A 21,977-nucleotide genomic window follows, 5' to 3' on the forward strand; every position below is an offset into this window, starting at 1 on the left:
ACTTGCGTGTGCCGTTTTTGCCTGGAGATTGATTACCCGTGTTCAATGAAGCAGAAGCTCCGCAGCCTCCAAAGGTGCTTACCACCCCTTTGGAAATTGCCGCCAACTTGCGGTCGCTGCAAGAGAGCCATGACCCACTGATCATCACCTTCCACGAACGTAGCCAGCGCTTCCAGAGTTATGTGGTCGAAGTCGACCGCGAAAACAATCGCCTGGCGTTTGATGAAATGATTCCTCGCGACGGCGAACGCTACCTTGAGAATGGCGAGCCGTTTCGGGTCGAGGGCTTTCATGATGGCGTGCGTATCGCTTGGGAGTGTTCTACCCCGCTGAGCATCAGCGAAGTTGACGGCCATCGCTGCTATCGCGGTGCGCTGCCGACTGAAGTGGCTTACCACCAGCGTCGCAATGCCTTCCGCGCCGCCCTGAAACTGTCGCAACTGGTCGATGTCAAGCTTGACGGCGACAAGCTCAAAGGCAATGGCGAGTTGAAAGGCAAGTTGCTGGACATCTCTGCCACCGGTTGCAAGCTGCGCTTTGAAGGCAATATCGAAGGGCGCCTGCAACTGGGTCAAGTGTATGAGAGATTCGCCTCGGGCTCACCGCTAGGCTTGTCTCAGGTTGAAGTGGAATTGCGTCACTTGCATTTCGAGGAGCGGCTGAATACTACCTTTGCGGGTGTGCGCTTTCACAACTTGAACGGACCGATGCAGCGCAAGGTCGAGACCTTTGTCTATCAGTTGCAGCGCGAGGCGCGGCGGTTCGATAAAGACGACTTTTAAGCTACCCGCTGTTGTGGGTGCTGGCCTTGCCAGCGATGGGCCGCATAGCGGCCCTGACTCACACCGGCGCCGGTTTCTCCGACGATTCGCCAGCAGCACCCTCCTCTGACTGCTCGTCCTCTTCCTCAGTATCCTCCGCCGCCACAGGTGTCTGCATCTGCTCTTGCACCACTTGTTCATCAACTCGCGGATCGAGCGCTGCCGACAACGGCGAACCCGCTGCCGGCATGGCCACGTGATTGAGCGGCGCATCGTCGACCTGATGCAATCCGGTAACCGCCTTCGGCCGAATCCGCCAGACCAGTACCAGGGAAAAGAACACGAAGAAGGCGTAAAGCATCTGTGTGCCAAGCATCTTCATCAGCACCCCGGCCACCAGCGGCCCGATACTGGCACCAACGCCATAGGTGACCAACAGCATTGCCGTCAGCGATACCCGGCGCTCGCTTTCCACATGGTCATTGGAAAACGCCACGGCCAAGGGGTACAGGCAAAACTGCAGCAATGACACGGCAAAGCCTGCGCCAAACAAGACGATCAATGGCACGGCCGGCATGATCGCCAACGGCAGCGCGGCCACAGCCAGACCGATGGCCACGCTACGGATCAATAGCGCCCGGTCATAGCGGTCCGAAAGCCAACCCAACGGCCATTGCACCAACAGGCCGGCAAAAATACAGCAGCCCATGAACAGACCGATGTACTCGGTACTCAGCCCTTGCTTGGCCGCATACAACGGCGCCAGGCCATAGAACGAACCGACAATCAGCCCCGCCCCCAACACCGTGGTCAACGACTGCGGCACCCGTTTGATAAAGAACCGCGGCTCCATCGGCGCGGGATGCAAGGCGGCCGGGTGAATACGCCGGGTCAGTGCCACCGGCACCAGGCACAAGGCAAAACACATGGCCACCAGCATCAACAGCTCCGGCCCCAGCTGCGGGTGCGCGACCAGGATCAACTGACCGAGCACCAAACCCAGGTAAGAGGCGATCATGTAGCCGCTGAACACCGCACCACGTTGCTTGGCATCCGCCTGCTCGTTGAGCCAGCTTTCGATGACCATGTACTGACACATCATGCCCAAACCGACAATCACCCGCAGCACAATCCAGGCCGGCAACCAACTGACCATGCCATGCCCGAGCACCGCCGCGCCGACGATCCCGGCACAGGTGGCATAGGCACGAATGTGCCCGACCCGGGCAATCAGCCGGTGGCCGATCTTGCCGCCCAAGGCCAGACCAAAATAGTTGGCAGCCATCAATGCACCCACCCAGAGGCTGTCGACATGATCGGCAGCCAGGCGCAACGCCAGGTAAGTACTCAACAAGCCGGAACCAATCAACATCATCAGCGCCGCAAAATACAGCGCGCGAAAAGACTTCCAGATCTGTCGCATCAGCGTCCCGAACGGCCCCTTGAGCAGGTGGAAAAACTGCTTGAAAGCATAAGTGAAAATAACCTTACTGCTGTGCTCGGGAGCAAAAAAAGACTAGGCCTGAGCCGCCAGTACGCGACGCTCCCACGGGGTGATTTCATCGAAGAAACTGGTCAGCTCCAAGGTCTTGGTGGCGATATAGCCTTCGATGAACTCGGCACCAAACAGTTCCCGTGCACGCTCACTACGCTTGAGACGCTCAAGAGCGGCATGCAAGGTACATGGCAAACTCAAATGATCTGGCACCTCGAACTCACCCTGGATTGCCGGCGTCGGCTCAAGTTGCTGCTCGATACCGTACAACCCGGCGGCAAGGCTGGCGGCAATGGCCAGATAGGGGTTGGTGTCAGCACCAGGCAAGCGATTCTCAACCCGCCGAGCCACTGGCGCGCTGGCCGGAATGCGCAGGCCGGCGGCGCGATTGTCCTCGGACCAACAAGCATTGTTCGGCGACGCATAGGGATGACACAGACGCTGGTAGGAGTTGACGTTCGGCGCGAACAACGCGGTGAATTCCGCCATGCACGCCTGCTGACCACCGATGAAGTGATAGAAGCTTGGCGTCGGCTTGCCGTGGACATCACTGAACACATTGCGCCCGCTGTCGCTCTCGACCACGCTCTGGTGAATGTGCATAGAGCTACCCGGTGTGTGCGCCAACGGCTTGGCCATGCACACGACGGAAAGGCCGTGTTTGAGCGCGACTTCTTTGAGCAGGTGCTTGAACAGCAAGGTCTGGTCGGCCAGTAACAATGGATCGCCATGCAACAGGTTGATCTCGAACTGACTGACGCCCATTTCATGCATGAAAGTATCGCGCGGCAAACCCAGGGCTTCCATGCAGCGATAGACCTCGTTGAAGAACGGTCGCAGGCCATTGTTGGAACTGACACTGAATGCCGAATGCCCCTCTTCGCGACGACCGTCCTTGCCCACCGGTGGCAAGAACGGCTGGTTCGGATCCGTGTTAGGGGCGAAGACAAAGAACTCCAGCTCGGTTGCCACTACCGGTGCCAAACCATGGGCAGCGTAGCGGGCAATCACGGCTTTGAGCAGGCCACGGGTGGACAGACCGGAACTGGTGCCGCTGAGCTCGACGGCATCGCAGATCGCCAGCGCACGCGGTTCATCGCTCCAAGGCAGACGGTAGATATGGTGAGGATCGGCGACCAGGGCCAGATCGCCGTCATCGCTGCCATAGAAGCGCGCAGCCGGATAGCCACCCATGATGCACTGCAACAGCACCCCACGGGCCATCTGCAAACGGCGGCCTTCGAGAAAGCCTGCGGCGGTCATTACTTTGCCGCGCGGTACACCATTGAGGTCTGGCGTAATGCACTCGATCTCATCAATGCCCGTCAAGCGCTCGGCGAGAGAGCGCTGGCCACTGGTCGTCATGACACTGTCCTTATTGTTTTCGCATGCCGGGATCGGCGATAGCTACAACATAGGCTTCGGGCGTTCAGAATTTCAAGCAGACACAGAGGGGATGATCGTAATTTTCTACAGCCCGGTGGTGACGCAGCCTTCGGCAGATCAACCCGGTAAGGTCAATCCATTGGCCGGTAACGGTAATGCGGTCTTGTAGCGCACCTGCTTCAAGGCAAAGCTTGAGCGGATGTTGGCCACCCCTGGCAGCCGCGTCAGGTAATCGAGGAAGCGCTCCAAGGCCTGAATGCTCGGCAGCAGCACTCGCAACAAATAGTCCGGATCGCCCGTCATCAAATAGCACTCCATAACCTCTGGGCGCTCAGCGATCTCTTCTTCAAAGCGGTGCAGCGACTGCTCCACCTGCTTTTCGAGGCTGACATGAATGAACACATTGACGTCCAGCCCCAATACTTCCGGTGCCAGCAAGGTCACCTGCTGGCGAATCACTCCCAGCTCTTCCATGGCCTTTACCCGGTTAAAACACGGCGTCGGCGACAAATTCACCGAGCGCGCCAGCTCGGCGTTGGTGATCCGGGCATTTTCCTGAAGGCTGTTGAGAATACCGATATCGGTGCGATCCAGTTTGCGCATGAGAGAATTTCACCTGTTTTTTGTCTTTATAAAGAATGTTTATCCGCAAGCCGGATTAAAGGCAATGAACTTGAGAGAAATATTCTTCAGGCGCCCGAATATCATGTAGGACAAGACTGACTTCCTAGTCACAAGCCGGGGTGTCAGCAGCGACCGCTTCAAAGCTCAACAAAAACACAAGACAGAGCGAGCGTAAAAAAGCATGAACGAGTACGCCCCCCTGCGTCTGCATGTGCCCGAGCCTACCGGCCGGCCAGGCTGCCAGACTGATTTTTCCTACCTGCGTCTGAACGATGCCGGTAAGGTCCGTAAACCTTCTGTCGATGTCGAAGCCGCCGATACGGCAGACATCGCTTATAGCCTGATCCGTGTGCTGGACGACAAAGGCAATGCTCTGGGCCCGTGGGCCGAGGACATCAGCCCCGAAATCCTGCGCCAAGGCATGCGCACCATGCTCAAGACCCGGCTGTTCGACAGCCGCATGGTGGTCGCCCAGCGCCAGAAGAAAATGTCCTTCTACATGCAGAGCCTGGGTGAGGAAGCCATTGGCAGCGGTCAGGCCATGGCTTTGAACCGCACTGACATGTGCTTCCCCACCTACCGCCAGCAGAGCATTCTCATGGCCCGCGACGTGTCGCTGGTAGAGATGATCTGCCAGCTGCTGTCCAACGAGCGCGATCCGCTCAAGGGCCGTCAACTGCCGATCATGTACTCGGTGCGCGAAGCCGGCTTCTTCACCATCAGCGGCAACCTGGCGACCCAGTTCGTCCAGGCGGTGGGCTGGGCGATGGCCTCGGCGATCAAAGGCGATACCAAGATTGCCTCGGCCTGGATCGGTGACGGCGCCACTGCCGAATCCGACTTCCACACCGCACTGACCTTCGCCCACGTCTACCGCGCACCGGTGATCCTCAACGTGGTCAACAACCAGTGGGCGATTTCCACCTTCCAGGCTATTGCTGGCGGTGAGTCGACCACCTTCGCCGGTCGCGGCGTCGGCTGCGGCATTGCTTCGCTACGGGTCGACGGCAACGACTTCATCGCCGTCTACGCTGCCTCGCGCTGGGCTGCTGAACGTGCCCGTCGCGGCCTTGGCCCGAGCCTGATCGAGTGGGTCACCTACCGCGCTGGTCCGCATTCGACCTCGGACGATCCGTCCAAGTACCGTCCTGCCGACGACTGGAGCCACTTCCCGCTGGGTGACCCGATTGCGCGCCTGAAACAGCACCTGATCGCCATCGGCCACTGGTCCGAAGAAGAGCATCAGGCGGTCACGGCCGAGCTTGAAGGCGAAATCATCAAGGCACAGAAGGAAGCCGAACAGTACGGCACCCTGGCCGGTGGCCAGATGCCGAGCCCCGCGTCCATGTTCGAGGATGTCTACAAGGAGATGCCGGAGCACCTACGCCGGCAACGCCAGGAACTGGGGATCTGACATGAACGATCACAACACTTCAATTCAGTTGGACACCGCCATGGCGACTACCACCATGACCATGATCCAGGCCCTGCGCTCGGCCATGGACATCATGCTTGAGCGCGATGAAGACGTAGTCGTCTATGGCCAGGACGTCGGTTACTTCGGTGGCGTATTCCGCTGCACTGAAGGTCTGCAGACCAAGTATGGCAAGTCGCGGGTCTTCGATGCACCGATCTCCGAAAGCGGCATCGTCGGCACGGCTGTGGGCATGGGCGCTTATGGCCTGCGTCCGGTGGTCGAGATTCAGTTCGCCGACTACTTCTACCCGGCTTCCGACCAGATCGTCTCGGAAATGGCCCGCCTGCGTTACCGCTCTGCTGGCGAATTCGTCGCCCCGCTGACCCTGCGCATGCCTTGTGGCGGTGGCATCTACGGTGGTCAGACCCACAGCCAGAGCCCTGAAGCGATGTTTACCCAGGTCTGTGGTCTGCGCACGGTGATGCCGTCCAACCCTTACGACGCCAAAGGCCTGCTGATTGCCTCGATCGAAAATGACGATCCGGTGATTTTCCTGGAGCCAAAACGCCTGTACAACGGCCCGTTCGACGGCCACCACGACCGCCCGGTAACCCCGTGGTCGAAACACCCGGCCAGTGCCGTGCCTGATGGCTACTACACCGTGCCCCTGGACAAGGCCGCCATTACCCGTCCCGGCAATGACGTCACCGTGCTGACCTACGGCACCACCGTGTACGTCTCACAAGTGGCCGCCGAGGAAACCGGTGTCGACGCTGAAGTCATCGACTTGCGCAGCCTCTGGCCGCTGGACCTGGAAACCATTGTCGCCTCAGTGAAAAAGACCGGTCGTTGTGTAGTGGTCCACGAGGCTACACGCACCTGCGGTTTCGGTGCCGAGCTGATCGCACTGGTTCAGGAGCATTGCTTCCATCACCTCGAAGCCCCGATCGAGCGCGTCACCGGTTGGGACACCCCCTACCCGCACGCGCAGGAGTGGGCGTATTTCCCCGGCCCTTCACGCGTGGGCGCGGCATTGAAACGGGTTATGGAGGTCTGAATGGGCACGCACGTCATCAAGATGCCGGACATCGGTGAAGGCATCGCACAAGTTGAACTGGTGGAATGGTTCGTCAAGGTTGGCGACACCGTCACCGAAGACCAGGTTGTGGCCGACGTCATGACCGACAAAGCTACCGTAGAAATTCCTTCGCCAGTGAGTGGCAAAGTCCTGGCCCTGGGCGGGCAACCCGGTGAAGTCATGGCGGTGGGCAGCGAGCTGATCCGCATTGAAGTCGAAGGTGCGGGCAATCATCAGGAAGGTGCTAGCAGTGCCCCGACCAAACAGGAAGCGGTGCCAGCGGCAGTAGTCGTCAGCAAACCCGAGCCAGTGCAGGAACTGCCGGCAGCGGTAAATCGCGTCGCCTCTGCCAGCACGTCAAGTGCAGCGGCCATCGTCCCGCGCGAAGCCAACGAACGCCCGCTGGCCTCCCCGGCCGTGCGCAAGCGCGCCCTGGATGCCGGTATCGAACTGCGCTATGTCCACGGCAGCGGTTCGGCCGGGCGCATCCTGCACGAAGACCTGGACAGCTTCCTTACCCAACCGACCCGCAGCAGCCACAGTGCGCCAAACGGCTACAGCAAGCGTACCGACAGCGAGCAGATCCCGGTCATCGGCTTGCGCCGCAAAATCGCTCAACGTATGCAGGATGCCAAGCGTCGTGTCGCACACTTCAGCTACGTCGAAGAGATCGACGTCACGGCATTGGAAGAACTGCGCCTGCACCTGAACAAAAAGTGGGGGGACGAACGCGGCAAGCTGACCCTGCTGCCGTTGCTGGTCCGCGCCATGGTGGTGGCCTTGCGCGAGTTTCCGCAGATCAATGCCACCTACGATGACGAAGCCCAGGTCGTCACCCGTCACGGTGCGGTGCATGTCGGCATCGCCACTCAGGGCGACAACGGCCTGATGGTCCCGGTACTGCGGCATGCCGAAGCCGGCAGCCTGTGGAGCAACGCCGGGGAAATCGTGCGCCTGGCCAATGCCGCACGTGGCAACAAGGCCAGCCGTGAAGAGCTGTCCGGCTCGACCATTACCCTGACCAGTCTCGGTGCCTTGGGTGGCATCGTCTCCACACCAGTGGTCAATACCCCGGAGGTGGCCATCGTCGGCGTCAATCGCATGGTTGAACGGCCAATGGTGGTCAACGGCCAGATCGTTATTCGCAAGATGATGAACCTCTCCAGCTCATTCGATCACCGCGTGGTTGACGGCATGGATGCGGCACTCTTCATCCAGGCCATCCGTGGCCTGCTCGAACAACCCGCCAGCCTGTTTGTGGAGTGAGCATGCACCAGACGCAAAACACCACCCTGTTGATCATCGGTGGCGGCCCCGGCGGTTATATCGCGGCCATTCGTGCCGGCCAGCTGGGCATCCCCACTATCCTGGTCGAAGGCCAGGCCCTGGGCGGCACCTGCCTGAACATCGGCTGCATTCCGTCGAAGGCACTGATCCATGTCGCCGAACAGTTTCACCAGACCCAACAGCACAGCCAGCAGTCGAACCTGGGCATCAAGGTTTCACCGCCAAGCCTGGACATCAGCCAGAGCGTGGCCTGGAAAGACGGCATCGTTGATCGGCTGACCAGTGGCGTCGCCGCCTTGCTGAAGAAGCATGGCGTCAAAGTGATCCACGGCTGGGCAAAGATCCTCGACGGCAAGAGTGTTGAGGTCGATGGCCAACGCATCCAGTGCGAGCACCTGTTACTGGCCACCGGCTCAAGCAGCGTCGAATTGCCGATGCTGCCCTTGGGCGGGGCGGTGATTTCCTCCACCGATGCCCTGGCGCCGAAAGCACTGCCCAAGCACCTGACGGTGGTGGGTGGTGGTTACATCGGCCTGGAGTTGGGGATTGCCTACCGCAAACTTGGCGTTGAAGTCAGCGTGGTCGAAGCACGTGAGCGTATTCTGCCGACTTACGACAGCGAGCTGACCGCACCTGTAGCTGAGTCGATCAAGAAACTTGGCATCGCCCTCTACGTGAAGCACAGCGTCGAAGGTTTTGCTGCTGACACTCAACGCCTGCAGGTGCGTGATCCGGCCGGTGAATTGCTGCAACTGGAGACTGACCAGGTACTGGTAGCCGTAGGACGCAAGCCGCGCACCCAAGGTTTCAACCTGGAAAGTCTGGCCTTGAAGATGAACGGTTCGGCTATAGCCATCAACGGCCAATGCCAGACCAGCATGCGCAACGTCTGGGCGATTGGCGACCTTAGCGGTGAACCGATGCTCGCTCACCGGGCCATGGCTCAGGGTGAGATGGTCGCTGAAATCATCGCCGGTAAGCGCCGTCGCTTTGAACCCACCGCTATCGCGGCGGTGTGCTTCACCGATCCGGAACTGGTAGTAGTCGGCAAAACTCCGGACAACGTCGAGCAGGAAGGCTTGGACTGCATCGTCGCACAGTTCCCGTTCGCCGCTAACGGCCGGGCCATGACCCTGGAATCAAAAAGCGGTTTCGTGCGTGTGGTCGCGCGCCGTGACAATCACTTGATCCTCGGCTGGCAAGCTGTCGGCGTGGGGGTCTCGGAACTGTCGACAGCATTTGCCCAATCACTGGAAATGGGCGCTTGCCTGGAAGATGTCGCGGGCACCATCCATGCCCATCCAACCTTGGGCGAAGCGGTCCAGGAAGCCGCATTGCGGGCGCTTGGTCACGCCCTGCACCTGTAACACACTGAAGCGGCTACGGCCGATTTGACCCGCTGCACTTAGGTGCCGCGGGTCTTTTTTTGGTTTTTTCCGGGCGTGTGGCCTGGCGAGCACATCAAATGGATAGACTCTTCTCACAGAAGCCGAACTAGCCACGCATAGCCTGAGCCTCGCTGAGCAGCCATTCACTAAATGCTCGAACTTCCGAACGCTCAGCCGCCTCTTTCTGACTGACGATGTAGTAGGAAAACTCTGCAGGCCAAGGTTTATCCAGCACTTTGACCAATTTACCCGCAGCCATTTCTCTCTGCGCATGATCCTCTGAGACCAACGCCAGCCCCTGACCAGACTCAGCCGCACGGATCAGCAAAAGATCATCCTCAAAGCTGCTACCGCGCTCTGTACGCACATCTGCCGCCACTCCATGGGCGGTGAGCCATAGCGCCCAGTCAGCACGGTCAGCGTCATGCAACAAGGGGTAGTTCAGGCAGTCCTCCGGCTCTTTGAGTGGCGATCCTGCGCCTAACAACTCAGGACTGCCCACCGGCACCATCATCGGTGTAATCAATCGTGTGACATGCAGGTCTGGATAGTGCCCCAGGCCATGCCGAAGCGCGATGTCTACCCTGTCGCGGCGCAGGTCGACTACCGAAGAAGTGGTCTCGACCCTGACTTCGATCTGTGGGTACATACGGGTAAAGCTACCCAGACGCGGCACCAGCCAGGAAGCGGCGAAAGCCGGTACCGTGCTGATCGTCAGCACTTGGCGATCTTTGGTGCCCTCAAGGCCACGCACAACGCTTTCGATCTGACCAAATGCCGAATGCAGCAATGGATGTGCCTGCGCGCCGGCTTCAGTCAGGCGTACACCGTGATGTTCACGAATAAACAGTGAAGTGCCGACGCGCTCTTCCAGTAAGCGAATTTGCTGGCTGACCGCACCGGACGTGACATTCAATACTTGAGCAGCGGTTTTGATGCTTCCGTAATGACCAACTTCAACGAACGTACGCAGTGCGAGCAATGGAATCGAAGGCTTGATCATGGTTTAGTTTTTCTATCCTCACTTCTAAGCAATTATCGTTTTCTCTTCACTGCAAAACTGGACTACTTAGTAACTTATATTGCCAATTTTCAGGATAGAAACAATGCCACCTTCGAGAATAAACATTTTAAAAACTAATTCAACGCCGAATTTTTCTAAACCCTGAGTATAGAAAAACACCGGGTTTCAATTTGCCTCATGCCGTAACGCGCGGGAGCTTATTTGCCACCATCGTTTTTCACGCACAAAAAAGCCGGTCAACTGTATTCAGTTAACCGGCTTCGTTATTACTTCAATACTCAGCGGGCAAGGTGCCCAAGCTTTCAACCTGCCTTACGCACCGCGTCACGAGCCTGATTCAGTTGCACCAGCAGATTGTCGACGTCTGCGCGGGTCGAGCGGTAACTGGTAATACAGGTACGCAGGGCTTTTTCCTTGTTGAACGTGGTCGACGACAACCAGACCTGGTTAGCCGCCAATACCTGGAGCAAGAGCTGATCAGTATCCACGCCCCCGGCATCCTTGAAGCAGATAACCGGCAATGGTGTCGCGTTCACCACCACCCAATCATGCCGCGCCAATGACGACTTCAAGTAGGCGCCCAGCTCGACTTGATAGTCGATCATTTTGCTAAAACCTGCACGACCAAGAATTGCCAACGGGATGAACAATTTCAAGCCATTGAAGCGGCGAGACCACTGCATCGAGTTGACGTAGGGATCGATATTGACGTCATCGCCCGCCGGCATGTAGTTGGTTGACACGGCAAACGGCTGGTTGAGCAGGGTCTTGTCAGCGCAGATAAACATACCCGTACCCATGGGGGCAGTTAACCACTTGTGCGCGTCCAAGGTGATCGAGTCAGCCAGCTCAATGCCACGTAAAAGCGGGGAATGACTGTCACTGAGCAGGATCGCCCCCGCCCAGGCCGCATCAACATGGAAATACAGATCATGTTCCTTGGCCACAACGGCCATCTGCGCCAACGGATCGATAACCCCGGCGTTGGTTGTACCGGCAGTCCCCACCAGCATGAAAGGGGTAAACCCACGCTGACGGTCATCGGCAAGGGTAGCGCTCAACTGAGCGACATCCATTTTGCCGTTATCGTCCACTGCAATCAGCCGTACTGCGTCATGCCCCAGCCCGGACTGCAAGGCGATCTTCAACCAGGCAAGGTGGCTGTCGGCGGAAATATAGAACACCGGTTGCGACGGTTGAGCCTGCAGACCCTGCTTAGCGAAACCAGGAATCTTGCGCGTCAAGGCACAAATCAATGCCGTGCAATTGGCCTCCGCACCACCGGTAGTGAACGCTCCACCGACGTCGGCGGGAGTAAAGCCGGCCAATTGTCCCAGGTAACGAATCAACTTCTCTTCAATGTCCACACAGGCCGGAGCATGGCTCCAGACAGCCAACTGTGGGTTATAGAGTGCGGTGATGAAGTCGGCGATACCGCCCCAGAACGAAGAGGTTGGGTTGAACAAACCAAAGTAGTTGGGGCTGGTCACATGCACCATGCCCTGCTCCATCAGACTAATCACATCACCAAGGACCGAAGCCGCCGGCAGGCTGCCATCAAAGTCGTAGCGAGAGATGATGCCGGCAATATCGGCCTTGGACATCGTGGGGTTGACCTTGATCGTCGAGATGTCAGCGACGTAGTTCTCCACCACATTCTTCAAAAAGCCGAAAACCTGCGTACGCTCGTCTTGCTCTGGAAAGAAGGACGCGATGATTTCTCGACTGACATCCGTGTTCAGGGTTGTTGTGCTCATGTTCATAAATCCTTGAATCGCGTCAGATGGAATAATCGAAAGGCACAACCACGCTGGCCTGCAACGACTCGAAGATCACCCCGGCGCGAAACGCTACCGCAGAGAACGACTGACCATCGCTGATGCCGTGCGTGCGCTCCGACAAGCCATTGACATAAATTTGCACGCCGTCGCTGTTGCGTAGCGCTACCTGGTACTGACCATCAACTTGCAAGCCACCCTGGGCGTCCTTGACCAGAAAGTCTTCCAGCGGCTTGAGCAGCCCTGGCACCATGGGCTGTTGATAGCCGGTACCCAGCGCGATGGCGTCGACAACGTACTCACTGAGCGCACCGGTGAAAGAGTCCCGCAAGGTCACGTGATAACCCTCGTCAGTGCGCACAAGCGTCAGTAACTCCGAGTTCACCGCCATTTTCAGGCGTTCTCTACCGACGATCTCGTCTTCATAAATCACCGAATAGAGGTGCTGACTTTCATCAACATCAATACCCGAGTAGTTAGTGCTCTTGACATGATTGAAGAAGCGATCGCGCCCTTCACTGTCCAGGCCCTTGAAGTACTCAATGTTCTCCGGCAGAAACACCAGGTTGGGGAATTGCCCCAACTGCGCCACCTTGAAGCCAATCGAGCGGTGCACCGAGACAACATGAATGTCGTCTTTCTTGGCGATCAGGTCGGCAATGACCTCTCCGGCACTCTGCCCCGACCCCAAGACCAACCAACGCTTGGGAATATCGCCATTGAACGCCTTGAGGCGATCCAGGTATTCACTGGCATGGAACACATAGCTGCCCATGTGCTCACGGAACACTGCTGGCACGTTCGGCGACGAACCATTGGAGAGAATCAGCTTGCGGGACTCATAAGTGAAGCCGTCACCCTGGACTCGAAAACCACTGAGCTGGCCGTCTTGAACAATGGGTTCGATGGCCTGGACAGCATGGTCATAACGCACGTAGCCCTTGAGCTTGCCTGCCACCCAGGTCATGTAATCCGACCACTCAAAGCGACTGGCCGGGCGCCCCAGCAGGCCGAACTTGAACAGGCGGTTTTTTTCCTTGAGGTACATGGCAAAGCTGTAAGGGCTTTGCGGGTTACGAGGGGTTACCAAGTCCCGATAAACGTGATGATTGATATCGGTGTTGCGCAGTAGCAGGTTCGGATGCCAAGCGCAGCTTGCGGCCTTTTCCAGCGCCAGAAAGCTACTCGAGCCCGTGCCGCCCTGCGCCGTGAATTCCTCATCGTAAACGCAGGCAAGAGCCAGGCCCGCCGGACCAAAGCCGATACACAGCGTATCGATGTAGTGGGAGGACGTCGTCGCATGGTTCATTTCAGAATTCTCGATTAGTTTGGATGAGTTCGACGGGGCGTAATTGCTGATTGTCGTTGTTGGTCCACAGGCACAATGCAGCGTGGCGCTGCTCGCCTTTGATGAAACTCAACTCACCCAAGGAAGTGGTGAACGTGGTCGTGTTCAGGTCGGCAATAAAATCATCCGAGTTCGCTTGCAACTCACTGACAATTTCCAGCGCGGCAATGGTTTCGAGGAAAAACACCCCAGGCATTTCTCCGTAGCGCTGGACATACTCGCGGACACAAGGTGCCCCCGGATTGACCAGAGCAGCCGGAGCGAAACCGACGCCGCGAATACGCCCGGCACTGATCGATGCCGGGATGCCCAGGTGGGCACAGGCGGCATCGTCAGTCAGGATGAAATCGCGATTTGTTTCCTTGCTTTCGCAAGCCTGTAGAAACATCTCACTGCGCCGCCCCGTGCCGATAAAGACAATGCTCGAATCCTTTTCTGTCGCGTGCGGATCGCGAGGACGGTTGGCCAGCGTTGACTTGAGAACCCCTGCCAGGTTCTGCGCATAGCTGGACTCGTCGGTGTAGACCTCGATATTGAACTCGTCGCCCGATGCGAACAGGCCCAGCATGGAATCGACGATATCCCGGTTGTTTGCACACACCCGGAAGACCGAGTCGCGCCCCTGTGTCAGGCTGGTTTGCGTGGCGCTGGGCAACAACAGCGCCACACCGTGCTCGGCATAGAAGTCGGCAGCGGCGATCGCCGAGCTGCTCGCGTAGTGCCCCACCACCACATCGACACCTTGGGACACCAGGTAATCGGCAGCATGCGCCCCCCCCTCCAGCGAGCCGTAGTCTTCACAGAGAATGAACTCGATCCGCTCACCTGCGAACAACTCCTTGTAGATCTGCAAGGCACGCAGGACCGTCTCGCTATGAATAGACCTGGCAGGATCCAGAATCGCGGCAAATCCGCAACGTAGTGTTTTTTTCATGGGGCCAGTTCAACCTCAGGAAACCGTGCAAGACCGTAAACGGCGTTTGCTTGAACCGGTGCCAACTGACCCTGGACGCGACCTGCCAGTAAGGTATTCCTGACGTTCTGGGCAACGGCCAAGGCGATCTTATAGCCAATGCCGCAGAAGCCGGTCGCCGCGATGCAGCGGTGATTTTCATCGACAAAGTCCAGCACCGGGCGACCATCCAGGGTGTAGGAATCAAAACCCTTGAGCACCGAAACCACGTCATCGATACTGTGCATGACCTTCGAACCGCCCAGGCGCGCCAGGATGTCCGGTGCGATCCGTGCCTGGTCGTAGTTGAGCAGTTCTGGCGTTTTTGCCGACACCCTGATTTTCGACCCCGCCTGATAGAAGCCGCGATTGAGTGGAATCAGATGGGTGCCGGTCTTGGTATCAATGATCGGCAGGGGAATTTCTCGAGCGGTCGACAGACTCGCCAACGGAATGCTCTGGGTCTCGATCGGCAAGAACTCGCATAACTCACCGGACCACGCACCAGCAGCCAGCACCACATAATCGGCTTCAAGCGTGACATTGGCGCAGCGCACCGTGACACCATTGGCATGGGTGCTGAAGCTGTCGACCTGGGTATGCTCCATCACAGGATTGCCGTAGGACTTGACCATGAATGCCAAGTCTCGGGCAGCCTTGCGGATATCCCCGAAGCCGCCATTGGCTTCATAGAGAATGGTGCGCACATTGTCGGAGGAGTAACAGCCACAGCTGAGCTCATAGGCCTTCTGCGCATCGATCAATTCCAGCGGGTACAACGCATCGCTGTAGGTGTTGATGCACTCCTTGATCGAGTCGTAGCTGAGCTGGTTTTTTTCACACGCATAAAGAATCCCGGAGCGCTTCAAACTCTGGGCAAACACCTGACCAACCCGAGTCTCCTCCATCATCTCGATACTGATCCGCGATAGCTTGGCAATCTCCCGATCAGGGTCATACAAACGAAACAGCGCACCCGAGAATTTTGTGGCGCCATTGCCACCGATGGTTTCCTTTTCAAGCAAGGAAACCTGATGCCCTTCAACAGCCAGATTGGCAGCAATGGTCGTCCCAATGATGCCGCCACCAATGACGATGATACGTGCTGAATTAGTCAATCCGAGGCTCCTTGCCTGATTATTCAAGGCCCAGCAGCGAAGAGAAGGCGGCCAGTTCTTGTTCGCTGATCTGACTACGCAGAACACTGGCCAGTTGCGGCATAGTGGGCGCGCACAGCAGCGTGAACAGGACGATCAGATTGCGTCGCACTTGCCCCCGGTCGATGTCGCTTTCCAGTGCCTCTAGCGTTGCCATCAACACCTGAGCAATGCCCTTGATCGAAAAGTTGTCATGTCGCGAACACTGCTGCCATTGCTCGACAATGGTGCGTTCGAAGTCGGACAGCGCCACAGCATCGCCGGGGCGCATGGCATGAGCCTGCTCGAAGAACACCGAGGAAATCTTCGGCAACAACTCGACGAAAATGCGCTTGCGCCAAGCCCAAAACGCTTCCGCGGAGAAGTTCTCGGTTTGCTCCTCCGGAGCGTTCAATGACACATAGAAGCGCACGCTATCGGAGCAGGCATCACCTACCAGATCGCGAACCCAGATGGCATGGCCGCGACTGGTGGAAAAATCCTCGCCATCGAGTTTCAAGAACGCATTGGTGTAGAAAGCGTTGCTGAACTTGAACTGTTCATTGAGCAGAACCTGGGCGGGGTAAGCCAGTACATGACTGTAGGAGCAGTCCATCCCCAGGAAATTGACCATGCGCGTCTTGTCGCTGAACAACATCGAATAGGCATCTCGTGCCTGCTCGTTGCTTTCGGACAAGGCCTTGAGCGCCGCGAAGTAACCGGCCTGCCCCATGAACCAGGTGTGCACGCGATGTGCTTCATCATCATAGAGCTTGAGCCCCGACTCATCCGGACGAGTCACCCCCCAATCAAGCACGCCGCGGGCAAAAGCATCGTCAATCCAGGTTCGCAGTTGAGCACGCATGGGCGACTGGGCAAGCCGTGCGCGCAACGCTGACGCTACTTTGGAAAACTTGAGGAACTTACGTTCAACCGGTCGGTAAGAAACCGCTTGCTTGCACAAAATGCACTTCAGGTCCCTCATCTCCAGGGCGTTCGGTGCCATTGCACAGAACTCGCACTGGCTAGGGTCAGAGCTGGTGCCGCAGTGATTGCAAGCACCCCGGGCAAAGGCTTCGTACCCCCATACTTCACAGTGTTCACAGTAAGGCTCGACACTGGGCTTGGACTGGATCAGACCGCTATCGAGACCCTGCTCGTAGAGCATTCGTGCAGCATCCTCGAAATAAGGATTCTGATACGACTCCAGCCAATAATCGACCTCGATCCCGACCATGTGCAGTGACTGCTGGATCTTCCCGGAGTTTTCCTTGGCCAACACCACTTCGTCACCCGACATCTCCATCGCTTTGCGTCGCAGGTACGACTGGTAATCATCCGAATAAGACACCAGGTAACAATGGGCACCCTTCTGACGCTGAGCCCGAGCGAAAATATCGGCACTCAGAAACGGACCGGCAATGTGACCAATGTGCAAGTCGCCGTTCGGTGTTGGCGGCGTGATGGTGACAATGAATTGATCTGTCATGGCTGCTCCCCCAACGACGTGAGAAAGTCTTTCGAGCTTTCCCGGTCCCACCAGATCGAATAGAAGTGAAAGTCCGCATCGCTGTTATTAATCACCGAGTGTTCGGCGTTCAGCGGCAACAGGATCAAATCGCCTTTTTCCGCGACCACGAACTCCTCTCCCACCCTGACATCTGCCCGTCCGTCGATGGCAATGAACAGCTCATACTCATCATGGGAGTGTCGCCGACTCTCAGTGCCTGGGCGAACCACACACCAGGCGCCGCCAAACGGTGACTTCATGCCTTCCCAAGGCAGCAACCTGGATCCGTCCAGATCGTATTCATGAACCAGCGCGCCCCAGTTCATTTTGCGAAAGACAGTCATTGAGCGGCCTCCTCATCAGCATCGAGCGCATGCATGTGCTCGGCCAGAACCTGCTCCAGAACAGCCAGTGCTTGCCCCACGCTTTGAGCGCTAACGTTCAACGGTGGCAGCACGCGCAACACGGTATCGTCACGCCCACCCAACTCGGTGATCAGGCCAAGACGCAGTGCGCGTTGCTGAATTTTCGAAGCTGTCAGCTCACAGACTTTGCCCGTGCGCGGGCTGAGAATCTCGACACCGAGCATCAAACCCAGGCCACGAATTTCACCCACTAAAGTGAAATCTCGTTGCAGGTTCTCAAGGTAGCTGCGGATCTGTTGTGAGCGCTCGCGCACATTACCCAGCACATCATCGCGCTTGAACACCTCAATCGCCTTGGCGCCTGCAACAAACGCCAGTTGATTGCCACGGAATGTGCCGATATGACTGCCAGACGGCCAGTTTTTCAGCGACTTTTGGTAGAACATCAACGCCGATGGCAGGCCAATGCCGCTGGTACCTTTGGAGGTTACGAAAATGTCCGGAGTGATACCGTACTGCTCGAAGGCATACCAGGTGCCGGTACGCCCGCACCCGGTCTGGATTTCATCGATGATGAGCGGGATTGCATACTTCTTGGCGACCCGTGCCACACGCTCCACAAAGGCCTTGTCGGCTACATAGGCGCCGCCTTCTCCCTGCACCAGCTCAAGGATGATCGCTGCAACATTTCCAAGGCCCGAATTGACATCTTCCAGTGCCGACTCCAGCAGCAAGGCAGCATCCACTTGTGCCTGGTTCAGCACTGAGCTGGCCTGTGAACGAGAAGTTGATCCATAGGGGAAGAAATGCACGCCCGGCATTTTGCCCGGCACATTTTTTTTCATGCTGCGGTTGCCCGTCAGAGACAGTGCGCCGTTGGTACAACCGTGGTAACCACCTCGGAAGCTGATGACTTCATCGCCACCGGTAACCGCCTTTGCCAATTTGATCGCCGCTTCGACAGCATCGGCGCCCGTTGGCCCACAGAAGTGCATGCGGTAAGTGTCGCGTACGGCTGCTGGAAGCATGCTTAAGTGGGCGTCGGTAAACTGCTCCTTGGCCAGCGTCGGAAAGTCCAGCCCCATGCACAAGGTCCCGGCCTGCTCGATAACTTGAGCAACAACTTCTGGATGCGAATGCCCCAGCGGCAAAGAACCAGCACCTGAAAGAAAATCGATAAATACGTTGCCGTCGAGATCCTCTACGTAGCAGCCCAAGCCTTTTGCCAAGGAAATAGGCAGACGTTTAGGATAAGAAATCGCCGTGGATTCCTGCTGCGATTGTTTCAGCAGTGCTTGCTGTGAGCGAGGCCCAGGAATATCGGTCTGCACGCTAATATTTTTCATGGTTCAGGCTTCTGTTTTCATCAAATTGGCAGAGAGGGTGTTGGCGGTAGAAAGTTGCTGTATCGAATCGAGAATATTTTTCGAACGAATCGATACCAGGCTCAATGAGCCCGCATCACCCATACCGTGGGAAGACTCACAAAGACCATTCAGGTACAGCCCCAGCCCATCAAGACCGTCTAATGTCAGGCGATAGTCACGCCCGACCTTCATCTCACCGACTTCGTCTTTTTCCAGTAGTGGATAGACGTTATCCAGCAATGCTGGGCACAACTCTTGATGCGCCAACGGGCCAAAATCACGGAAACCGGTAGCGGAGATAACCATATCGACTTCCAGCGAAGTGATGTTTTCATCACTGTGCGCGGCAATCAACTCCAGAGACACTTTCGAACCCACCGTTACCGCACTGACAATCTCAACCGAGTTATGCACCATCAACTTGTTGTTGCCAAAATGTTTGTCGCGGTACAGCGTACGGTATAGCTCATCCAACACGTCTGCATCGGAGGCCGAGTAATTGGTGAGATTCAGGTCATCCTTGAGCCGTTGCTTGTGCTCTGGCTTACTGCTATAGAACAGGTCCACGAAACCCGGGAAGTACACTTCCCCGGTGAATGGCGATGTATCTTTCAAACGATAACCGAACTTTCTCGACACCCCATGAACCGCAACATGAGGGAACTTATTGGCCAGATAGATCATGATTTCTATCGCTGACTGGCTGCCACCGACGATAGCAACACTGTTGACATCGCCAGCGTTTAGGCGATCAAGGATAGTATTGAACTTAGCCCCGTGGACCAGTTGATCCCGACTCAGGCCGCTAAGGACCGGAGGGATGAACGGCGTGCGGCCAGTGCCTACCACCAGATTCGCGCAGGTGTAGGTCTTGCCAGCCGTGGTCTTGATCTCAAAGCGGGCGTCACCGTCGGTTTGTGCCAATGCGCGGACAGCACTGACGACCGTTGAATAATGCACTGAACCATTGAAGTGTTCGGCCGCCCACTTGATGTAATCGCGGTACTCATACCGATACGGATAATATAGCCCCATGTTCAGATGTTCGAACAATCGGCCTTTCTCGTAGAGGTAATTGGTGAACGAATAATAGCTTCGCGGATTACGTGGCGTGGCCAGGTCTCGCAGCGGGTGGTTCTGAATATCCGAGTTCGCCAGCAACAATCCTGTCTGCCACTCACTCGATGCCTCCTTTTCCAAAAAAAGACATCGTGTGCCCGGCGCCTCTTCCTCCAGCGTAATTGCCAATGAAATGTTCGAAGGGCCGAAGCCCACACCAATGATGTCGTAATGCGTAGATGCGCTCACGCTTAGCTTCCCTCTAATTGTTAAACCGTCCAAAACCACACACTGATGGCACCAACACGCCGAACAACGAGCGCTTGTTACAACAGAAAAGCACACTATGCTCCCTACTGAAACTGGCATACTCAACAGGCAGCAAAACGCTATCACCTGCATTAACAATGCGCATAATCATTTTATCTAAAGCGGTTGTTTAGTTTTTCTAAGCTCAACTTTACACGCAAATAACCGCACCATTGAAAAGTTATCGTCATATTTTCCAAGTACACGTCATTCCACTGCAGAAGCACCGAATAGTAAAAGGGTTATAAGCTTATGCCTTTTGTGTTTTCGCACGAACTTCTTGTTCGACAATATTGCCAGCAAGCCATTTCGTAACCATTTGTTTCATGGTTACCGGGATAAAAATACCGCGCGTGCCTTGCCCATTAAGTTGGACAGGACTGGGCACCACATTATGAAAGTGGCGAATCGCGAAAAATCTGAAATATCTTCGTGTGGAAAACCATGATGCTGATTGTCCGAGTTCCGTGCTGTGATAGCATCGCGCCGCTTTCCACTGGATCATCAATAAAAGGAGCTATCGATGACTGCCGTCTTACCGCTATTAGCACTCAGGGCGTTTACTGAAGTCGGCAGGCGAGGAAGCGTTAAAGCTGCAGCCCAATCCATGGGGGTGTCTCCCGGCGCGGTCAGTCAGCAAATCCGGATTCTGGAAGACCGGGTGGGTTTCTCGCTTTTTCTGCGCACCTCCAAAGGCATCAAGCTCACAGCGCGCGCCGAACGAGTTTACGAAACGCTGCAAATATCCTTCGACAACATCGACAAATCATTGAAGTCGCTGCGCGCCATGCAGTACGAACACAAGGTATCGATCAATACTACCCCCGCATTCGCTGCCTCCTGGCTGATCCCCAAGCTGACCGATTTCTATAGCAAATTCCCCCACATAGAAATCAGCATTGAGTCATCCAACGAACTGGTCGACCTGAAACGCAGTTCTACCGATATTGCACTGCGTCATGGCCTGGGCAACTACCCTGGGTTGAGCACGATGCGCCTGATCGCCCCGCGCCTGATTCCGGTTGCAGCGCCAGGCCTGCTGGCCAATGGCCCCGCCATCAACACAGTCGAAGATTGCCTGAATTACCCGCTGCTGCAGGACTCCGATCGCGCCGACTGGCATTTGTGGTTGCAAGCACACGGTATCGATGATGATGTGCGTGCCCGCAAAGGCCCCAGCTTCGAAGACGACTTCCTCCTTGCCCGCGCGGCCGCCACAGGTCAAGGCCTGGCCCTGGTCCCGGAATTTTGCGTCGAGGAGCAATTGCGCGAAGGCAAACTGTGCGTGGCCCTGGAAAAGACCTGGCCAGCGAGGTTTGCTTACTACGCGGTCACCCTCCCGGAAACCCTGCGACGCTCGGAAATCAGAGAAGTACTGAACTGGCTGATTGAGCAAACCACGCAAGAGCAGGTGTATGTACAGGATCTGGCGGTGGGTTAGCCGGAGCCGTTAGTACACCTGAGCACCTTTATCCCTGAAATGTCACGGGGCGCCCCGCTTCGCCCCTCGCCCTACCTGCCGCCTAGCGGCCACTCGCGTCAGCCATGCTAGTTTAGAAAATCTATCCTGAAACCTCAGGGAATATCGTTTTTCCTCTTGCCAAAAGCCCAATAGTATCCGGATACCACATCCATAACGCTTTAGCAGATCTCACCTTTCGGCTGGGGAAAATAATGCCTAGAACACCTGTTA

At 56.8% G+C, this 21,977-nt stretch carries 18 protein-coding genes; 6 read left to right on the top strand and 12 right to left on the bottom strand.

The features are described 5' to 3' along the window. Positions 1-38 precede the first annotated feature (38 nt). Complete coding sequence (locus tag ACQRAX_RS03645; protein WP_412038177.1) at positions 39-782, top strand: flagellar brake protein; 744 nt, start codon at positions 39-41, stop codon at positions 780-782. Between the two features lie 58 nt (positions 783-840). Here the strand turns inward: ACQRAX_RS03645 and ACQRAX_RS03650 are convergent, their stop codons facing one another. From ACQRAX_RS03650 to bkdR, 3 genes are all read right to left on the bottom strand, one after another. Beyond that, positions 841-2,184: an MFS transporter gene (locus ACQRAX_RS03650; protein ID WP_412038176.1), complete on the bottom strand. Its 1,344-nt coding sequence runs from the start codon at positions 2,182-2,184 to the stop codon at positions 841-843. Positions 2,185-2,277: 93 nt separating this feature from the next. Continuing rightward, positions 2,278-3,519, bottom strand: coding sequence for a glutamine synthetase family protein (locus ACQRAX_RS03655; RefSeq protein WP_412038434.1), 1,242 nt, complete (start codon positions 3,517-3,519; stop codon positions 2,278-2,280). Between the two features lie 240 nt (positions 3,520-3,759). Beyond that, positions 3,760-4,245 carry a Bkd operon transcriptional regulator BkdR gene (gene bkdR, locus ACQRAX_RS03660; RefSeq protein ID WP_045189126.1) on the bottom strand — a complete coding sequence of 162 codons (486 nt, stop codon included), beginning with the start codon at positions 4,243-4,245 and terminating at the stop codon, positions 3,760-3,762. A 202-nt stretch (positions 4,246-4,447) separates the two neighbouring features. Here bkdR and ACQRAX_RS03665 point away from each other — a divergent pair, with 202 nt between their 5' ends. Genes ACQRAX_RS03665 through lpdA form a run of 4 tightly spaced genes read left to right on the top strand, consistent with a single transcriptional unit; the run spans position 4,448 to position 9,415 of the window. Further along, on the top strand, positions 4,448-5,680 hold the full coding sequence (locus tag ACQRAX_RS03665; RefSeq protein WP_412038175.1) for a 3-methyl-2-oxobutanoate dehydrogenase (2-methylpropanoyl-transferring) subunit alpha: 1,233 nt from the start codon (positions 4,448-4,450) through the stop codon (positions 5,678-5,680). Between the two features lies 1 nt (position 5,681). Then, positions 5,682-6,740, top strand: a complete 1,059-nt coding sequence (locus tag ACQRAX_RS03670; protein WP_045189130.1) for an alpha-ketoacid dehydrogenase subunit beta — start codon at positions 5,682-5,684, stop codon at positions 6,738-6,740. Beyond that, positions 6,741-8,027, top strand: coding sequence for a dihydrolipoamide acetyltransferase family protein (locus ACQRAX_RS03675; RefSeq protein ID WP_412038174.1), 1,287 nt, complete (start codon positions 6,741-6,743; stop codon positions 8,025-8,027). It begins immediately after the preceding gene. A 2-nt stretch (positions 8,028-8,029) separates the two neighbouring features. Further along, complete coding sequence (lpdA, locus tag ACQRAX_RS03680) at positions 8,030-9,415, top strand: dihydrolipoyl dehydrogenase (protein ID WP_412038173.1); 1,386 nt, start codon at positions 8,030-8,032, stop codon at positions 9,413-9,415. A gap of 127 nt (positions 9,416-9,542) precedes the next feature. Here lpdA and ACQRAX_RS03685 read toward each other — a convergent pair whose 3' ends face one another. The 9 genes from ACQRAX_RS03685 to ACQRAX_RS03725 form a co-directional block, all read right to left on the bottom strand. After that, the gene (locus tag ACQRAX_RS03685) at positions 9,543-10,439 is read right to left on the bottom strand and encodes a LysR substrate-binding domain-containing protein (RefSeq protein ID WP_412038172.1); all 897 of its coding nucleotides are present in this window, start codon (positions 10,437-10,439) and stop codon (positions 9,543-9,545) included. 323 nt (positions 10,440-10,762) lie between these two features. Further along, a complete protein-coding gene (locus ACQRAX_RS03690) occupies positions 10,763-12,217 on the bottom strand; it encodes a pyridoxal phosphate-dependent decarboxylase family protein (protein ID WP_412038171.1) in 1,455 nt (484 codons plus the stop codon). A gap of 22 nt (positions 12,218-12,239) precedes the next feature. Then, on the bottom strand, positions 12,240-13,547 hold the full coding sequence (locus tag ACQRAX_RS03695; RefSeq protein WP_412038170.1) for a SidA/IucD/PvdA family monooxygenase: 1,308 nt from the start codon (positions 13,545-13,547) through the stop codon (positions 12,240-12,242). Position 13,548: 1 nt separating this feature from the next. Then, complete coding sequence (locus ACQRAX_RS03700; RefSeq protein ID WP_412038169.1) at positions 13,549-14,520, bottom strand: ABC transporter substrate-binding protein; 972 nt, start codon at positions 14,518-14,520, stop codon at positions 13,549-13,551. Beyond that, entirely contained in the window at positions 14,517-15,656 is a 1,140-nt protein-coding gene (locus tag ACQRAX_RS03705) for an NAD(P)/FAD-dependent oxidoreductase (RefSeq protein ID WP_412038168.1), read from the bottom strand. Before ACQRAX_RS03705 ends, ACQRAX_RS03700 begins: the two co-directional genes overlap by 4 nt. Positions 15,657-15,675: 19 nt before the next feature. Further along, a complete protein-coding gene (locus tag ACQRAX_RS03710) occupies positions 15,676-17,163 on the bottom strand; it encodes a methionine--tRNA ligase (protein ID WP_412038167.1) in 1,488 nt (495 codons plus the stop codon). Continuing rightward, on the bottom strand, positions 17,160-17,528 hold the full coding sequence (locus ACQRAX_RS03715; protein WP_412038166.1) for a cupin domain-containing protein: 369 nt from the start codon (positions 17,526-17,528) through the stop codon (positions 17,160-17,162). The genes ACQRAX_RS03710 and ACQRAX_RS03715 overlap by 4 nt, the downstream gene beginning before the upstream one ends. Beyond that, a complete protein-coding gene (locus ACQRAX_RS03720) occupies positions 17,525-18,895 on the bottom strand; it encodes an aspartate aminotransferase family protein (protein WP_412038165.1) in 1,371 nt (456 codons plus the stop codon). The genes ACQRAX_RS03715 and ACQRAX_RS03720 overlap by 4 nt, the downstream gene beginning before the upstream one ends. Positions 18,896-18,898: 3 nt before the next feature. Beyond that, complete coding sequence (locus ACQRAX_RS03725; RefSeq protein WP_412038164.1) at positions 18,899-20,224, bottom strand: lysine N(6)-hydroxylase/L-ornithine N(5)-oxygenase family protein; 1,326 nt, start codon at positions 20,222-20,224, stop codon at positions 18,899-18,901. A 583-nt stretch (positions 20,225-20,807) separates the two neighbouring features. Here ACQRAX_RS03725 and ACQRAX_RS03730 point away from each other — a divergent pair. Next, entirely contained in the window at positions 20,808-21,725 is a 918-nt protein-coding gene (locus ACQRAX_RS03730; RefSeq protein WP_412038163.1) for a LysR substrate-binding domain-containing protein, read from the top strand. Positions 21,726-21,977 lie beyond the last annotated feature (252 nt).

Origin of the sequence: Pseudomonas sp. UM16 (assembly GCF_050312595.1) — a bacterium.
In the GTDB taxonomy this organism is placed as follows: domain Bacteria; phylum Pseudomonadota; class Gammaproteobacteria; order Pseudomonadales; family Pseudomonadaceae; genus Aquipseudomonas.

Excerpts from the sequence above, each read along its gene's own strand:
- ACQRAX_RS03650 (WP_412038176.1), bottom strand. The coding sequence starts at position 2,184 with ATGCGACAGATCTGGAAGTCTTTTCGCGCGCTGTATTTTGCGGCGCTG.
- ACQRAX_RS03655 (WP_412038434.1), bottom strand. The coding sequence starts at position 3,519 with ATGACCGCCGCAGGCTTTCTCGAAGGCCGCCGTTTGCAGATGGCCCGT.
- bkdR (WP_045189126.1), bottom strand. The coding sequence starts at position 4,245 with ATGCGCAAACTGGATCGCACCGATATCGGTATTCTCAACAGCCTTCAG.
- ACQRAX_RS03665 (WP_412038175.1), top strand. The coding sequence starts at position 4,448 with ATGAACGAGTACGCCCCCCTGCGTCTGCATGTGCCCGAGCCTACCGGC.
- ACQRAX_RS03670 (WP_045189130.1), top strand. The coding sequence starts at position 5,682 with ATGAACGATCACAACACTTCAATTCAGTTGGACACCGCCATGGCGACT.
- ACQRAX_RS03675 (WP_412038174.1), top strand. The coding sequence starts at position 6,741 with ATGGGCACGCACGTCATCAAGATGCCGGACATCGGTGAAGGCATCGCA.
- lpdA (WP_412038173.1), top strand. The coding sequence starts at position 8,030 with ATGCACCAGACGCAAAACACCACCCTGTTGATCATCGGTGGCGGCCCC.
- ACQRAX_RS03685 (WP_412038172.1), bottom strand. The coding sequence starts at position 10,439 with ATGATCAAGCCTTCGATTCCATTGCTCGCACTGCGTACGTTCGTTGAA.
- ACQRAX_RS03690 (WP_412038171.1), bottom strand. The coding sequence starts at position 12,217 with ATGAGCACAACAACCCTGAACACGGATGTCAGTCGAGAAATCATCGCG.
- ACQRAX_RS03695 (WP_412038170.1), bottom strand. The coding sequence starts at position 13,547 with ATGAACCATGCGACGACGTCCTCCCACTACATCGATACGCTGTGTATC.
- ACQRAX_RS03700 (WP_412038169.1), bottom strand. The coding sequence starts at position 14,520 with ATGAAAAAAACACTACGTTGCGGATTTGCCGCGATTCTGGATCCTGCC.
- ACQRAX_RS03710 (WP_412038167.1), bottom strand. The coding sequence starts at position 17,163 with ATGACAGATCAATTCATTGTCACCATCACGCCGCCAACACCGAACGGC.
- ACQRAX_RS03715 (WP_412038166.1), bottom strand. The coding sequence starts at position 17,528 with ATGACTGTCTTTCGCAAAATGAACTGGGGCGCGCTGGTTCATGAATAC.
- ACQRAX_RS03720 (WP_412038165.1), bottom strand. The coding sequence starts at position 18,895 with ATGAAAAATATTAGCGTGCAGACCGATATTCCTGGGCCTCGCTCACAG.
- ACQRAX_RS03730 (WP_412038163.1), top strand. The coding sequence starts at position 20,808 with ATGACTGCCGTCTTACCGCTATTAGCACTCAGGGCGTTTACTGAAGTC.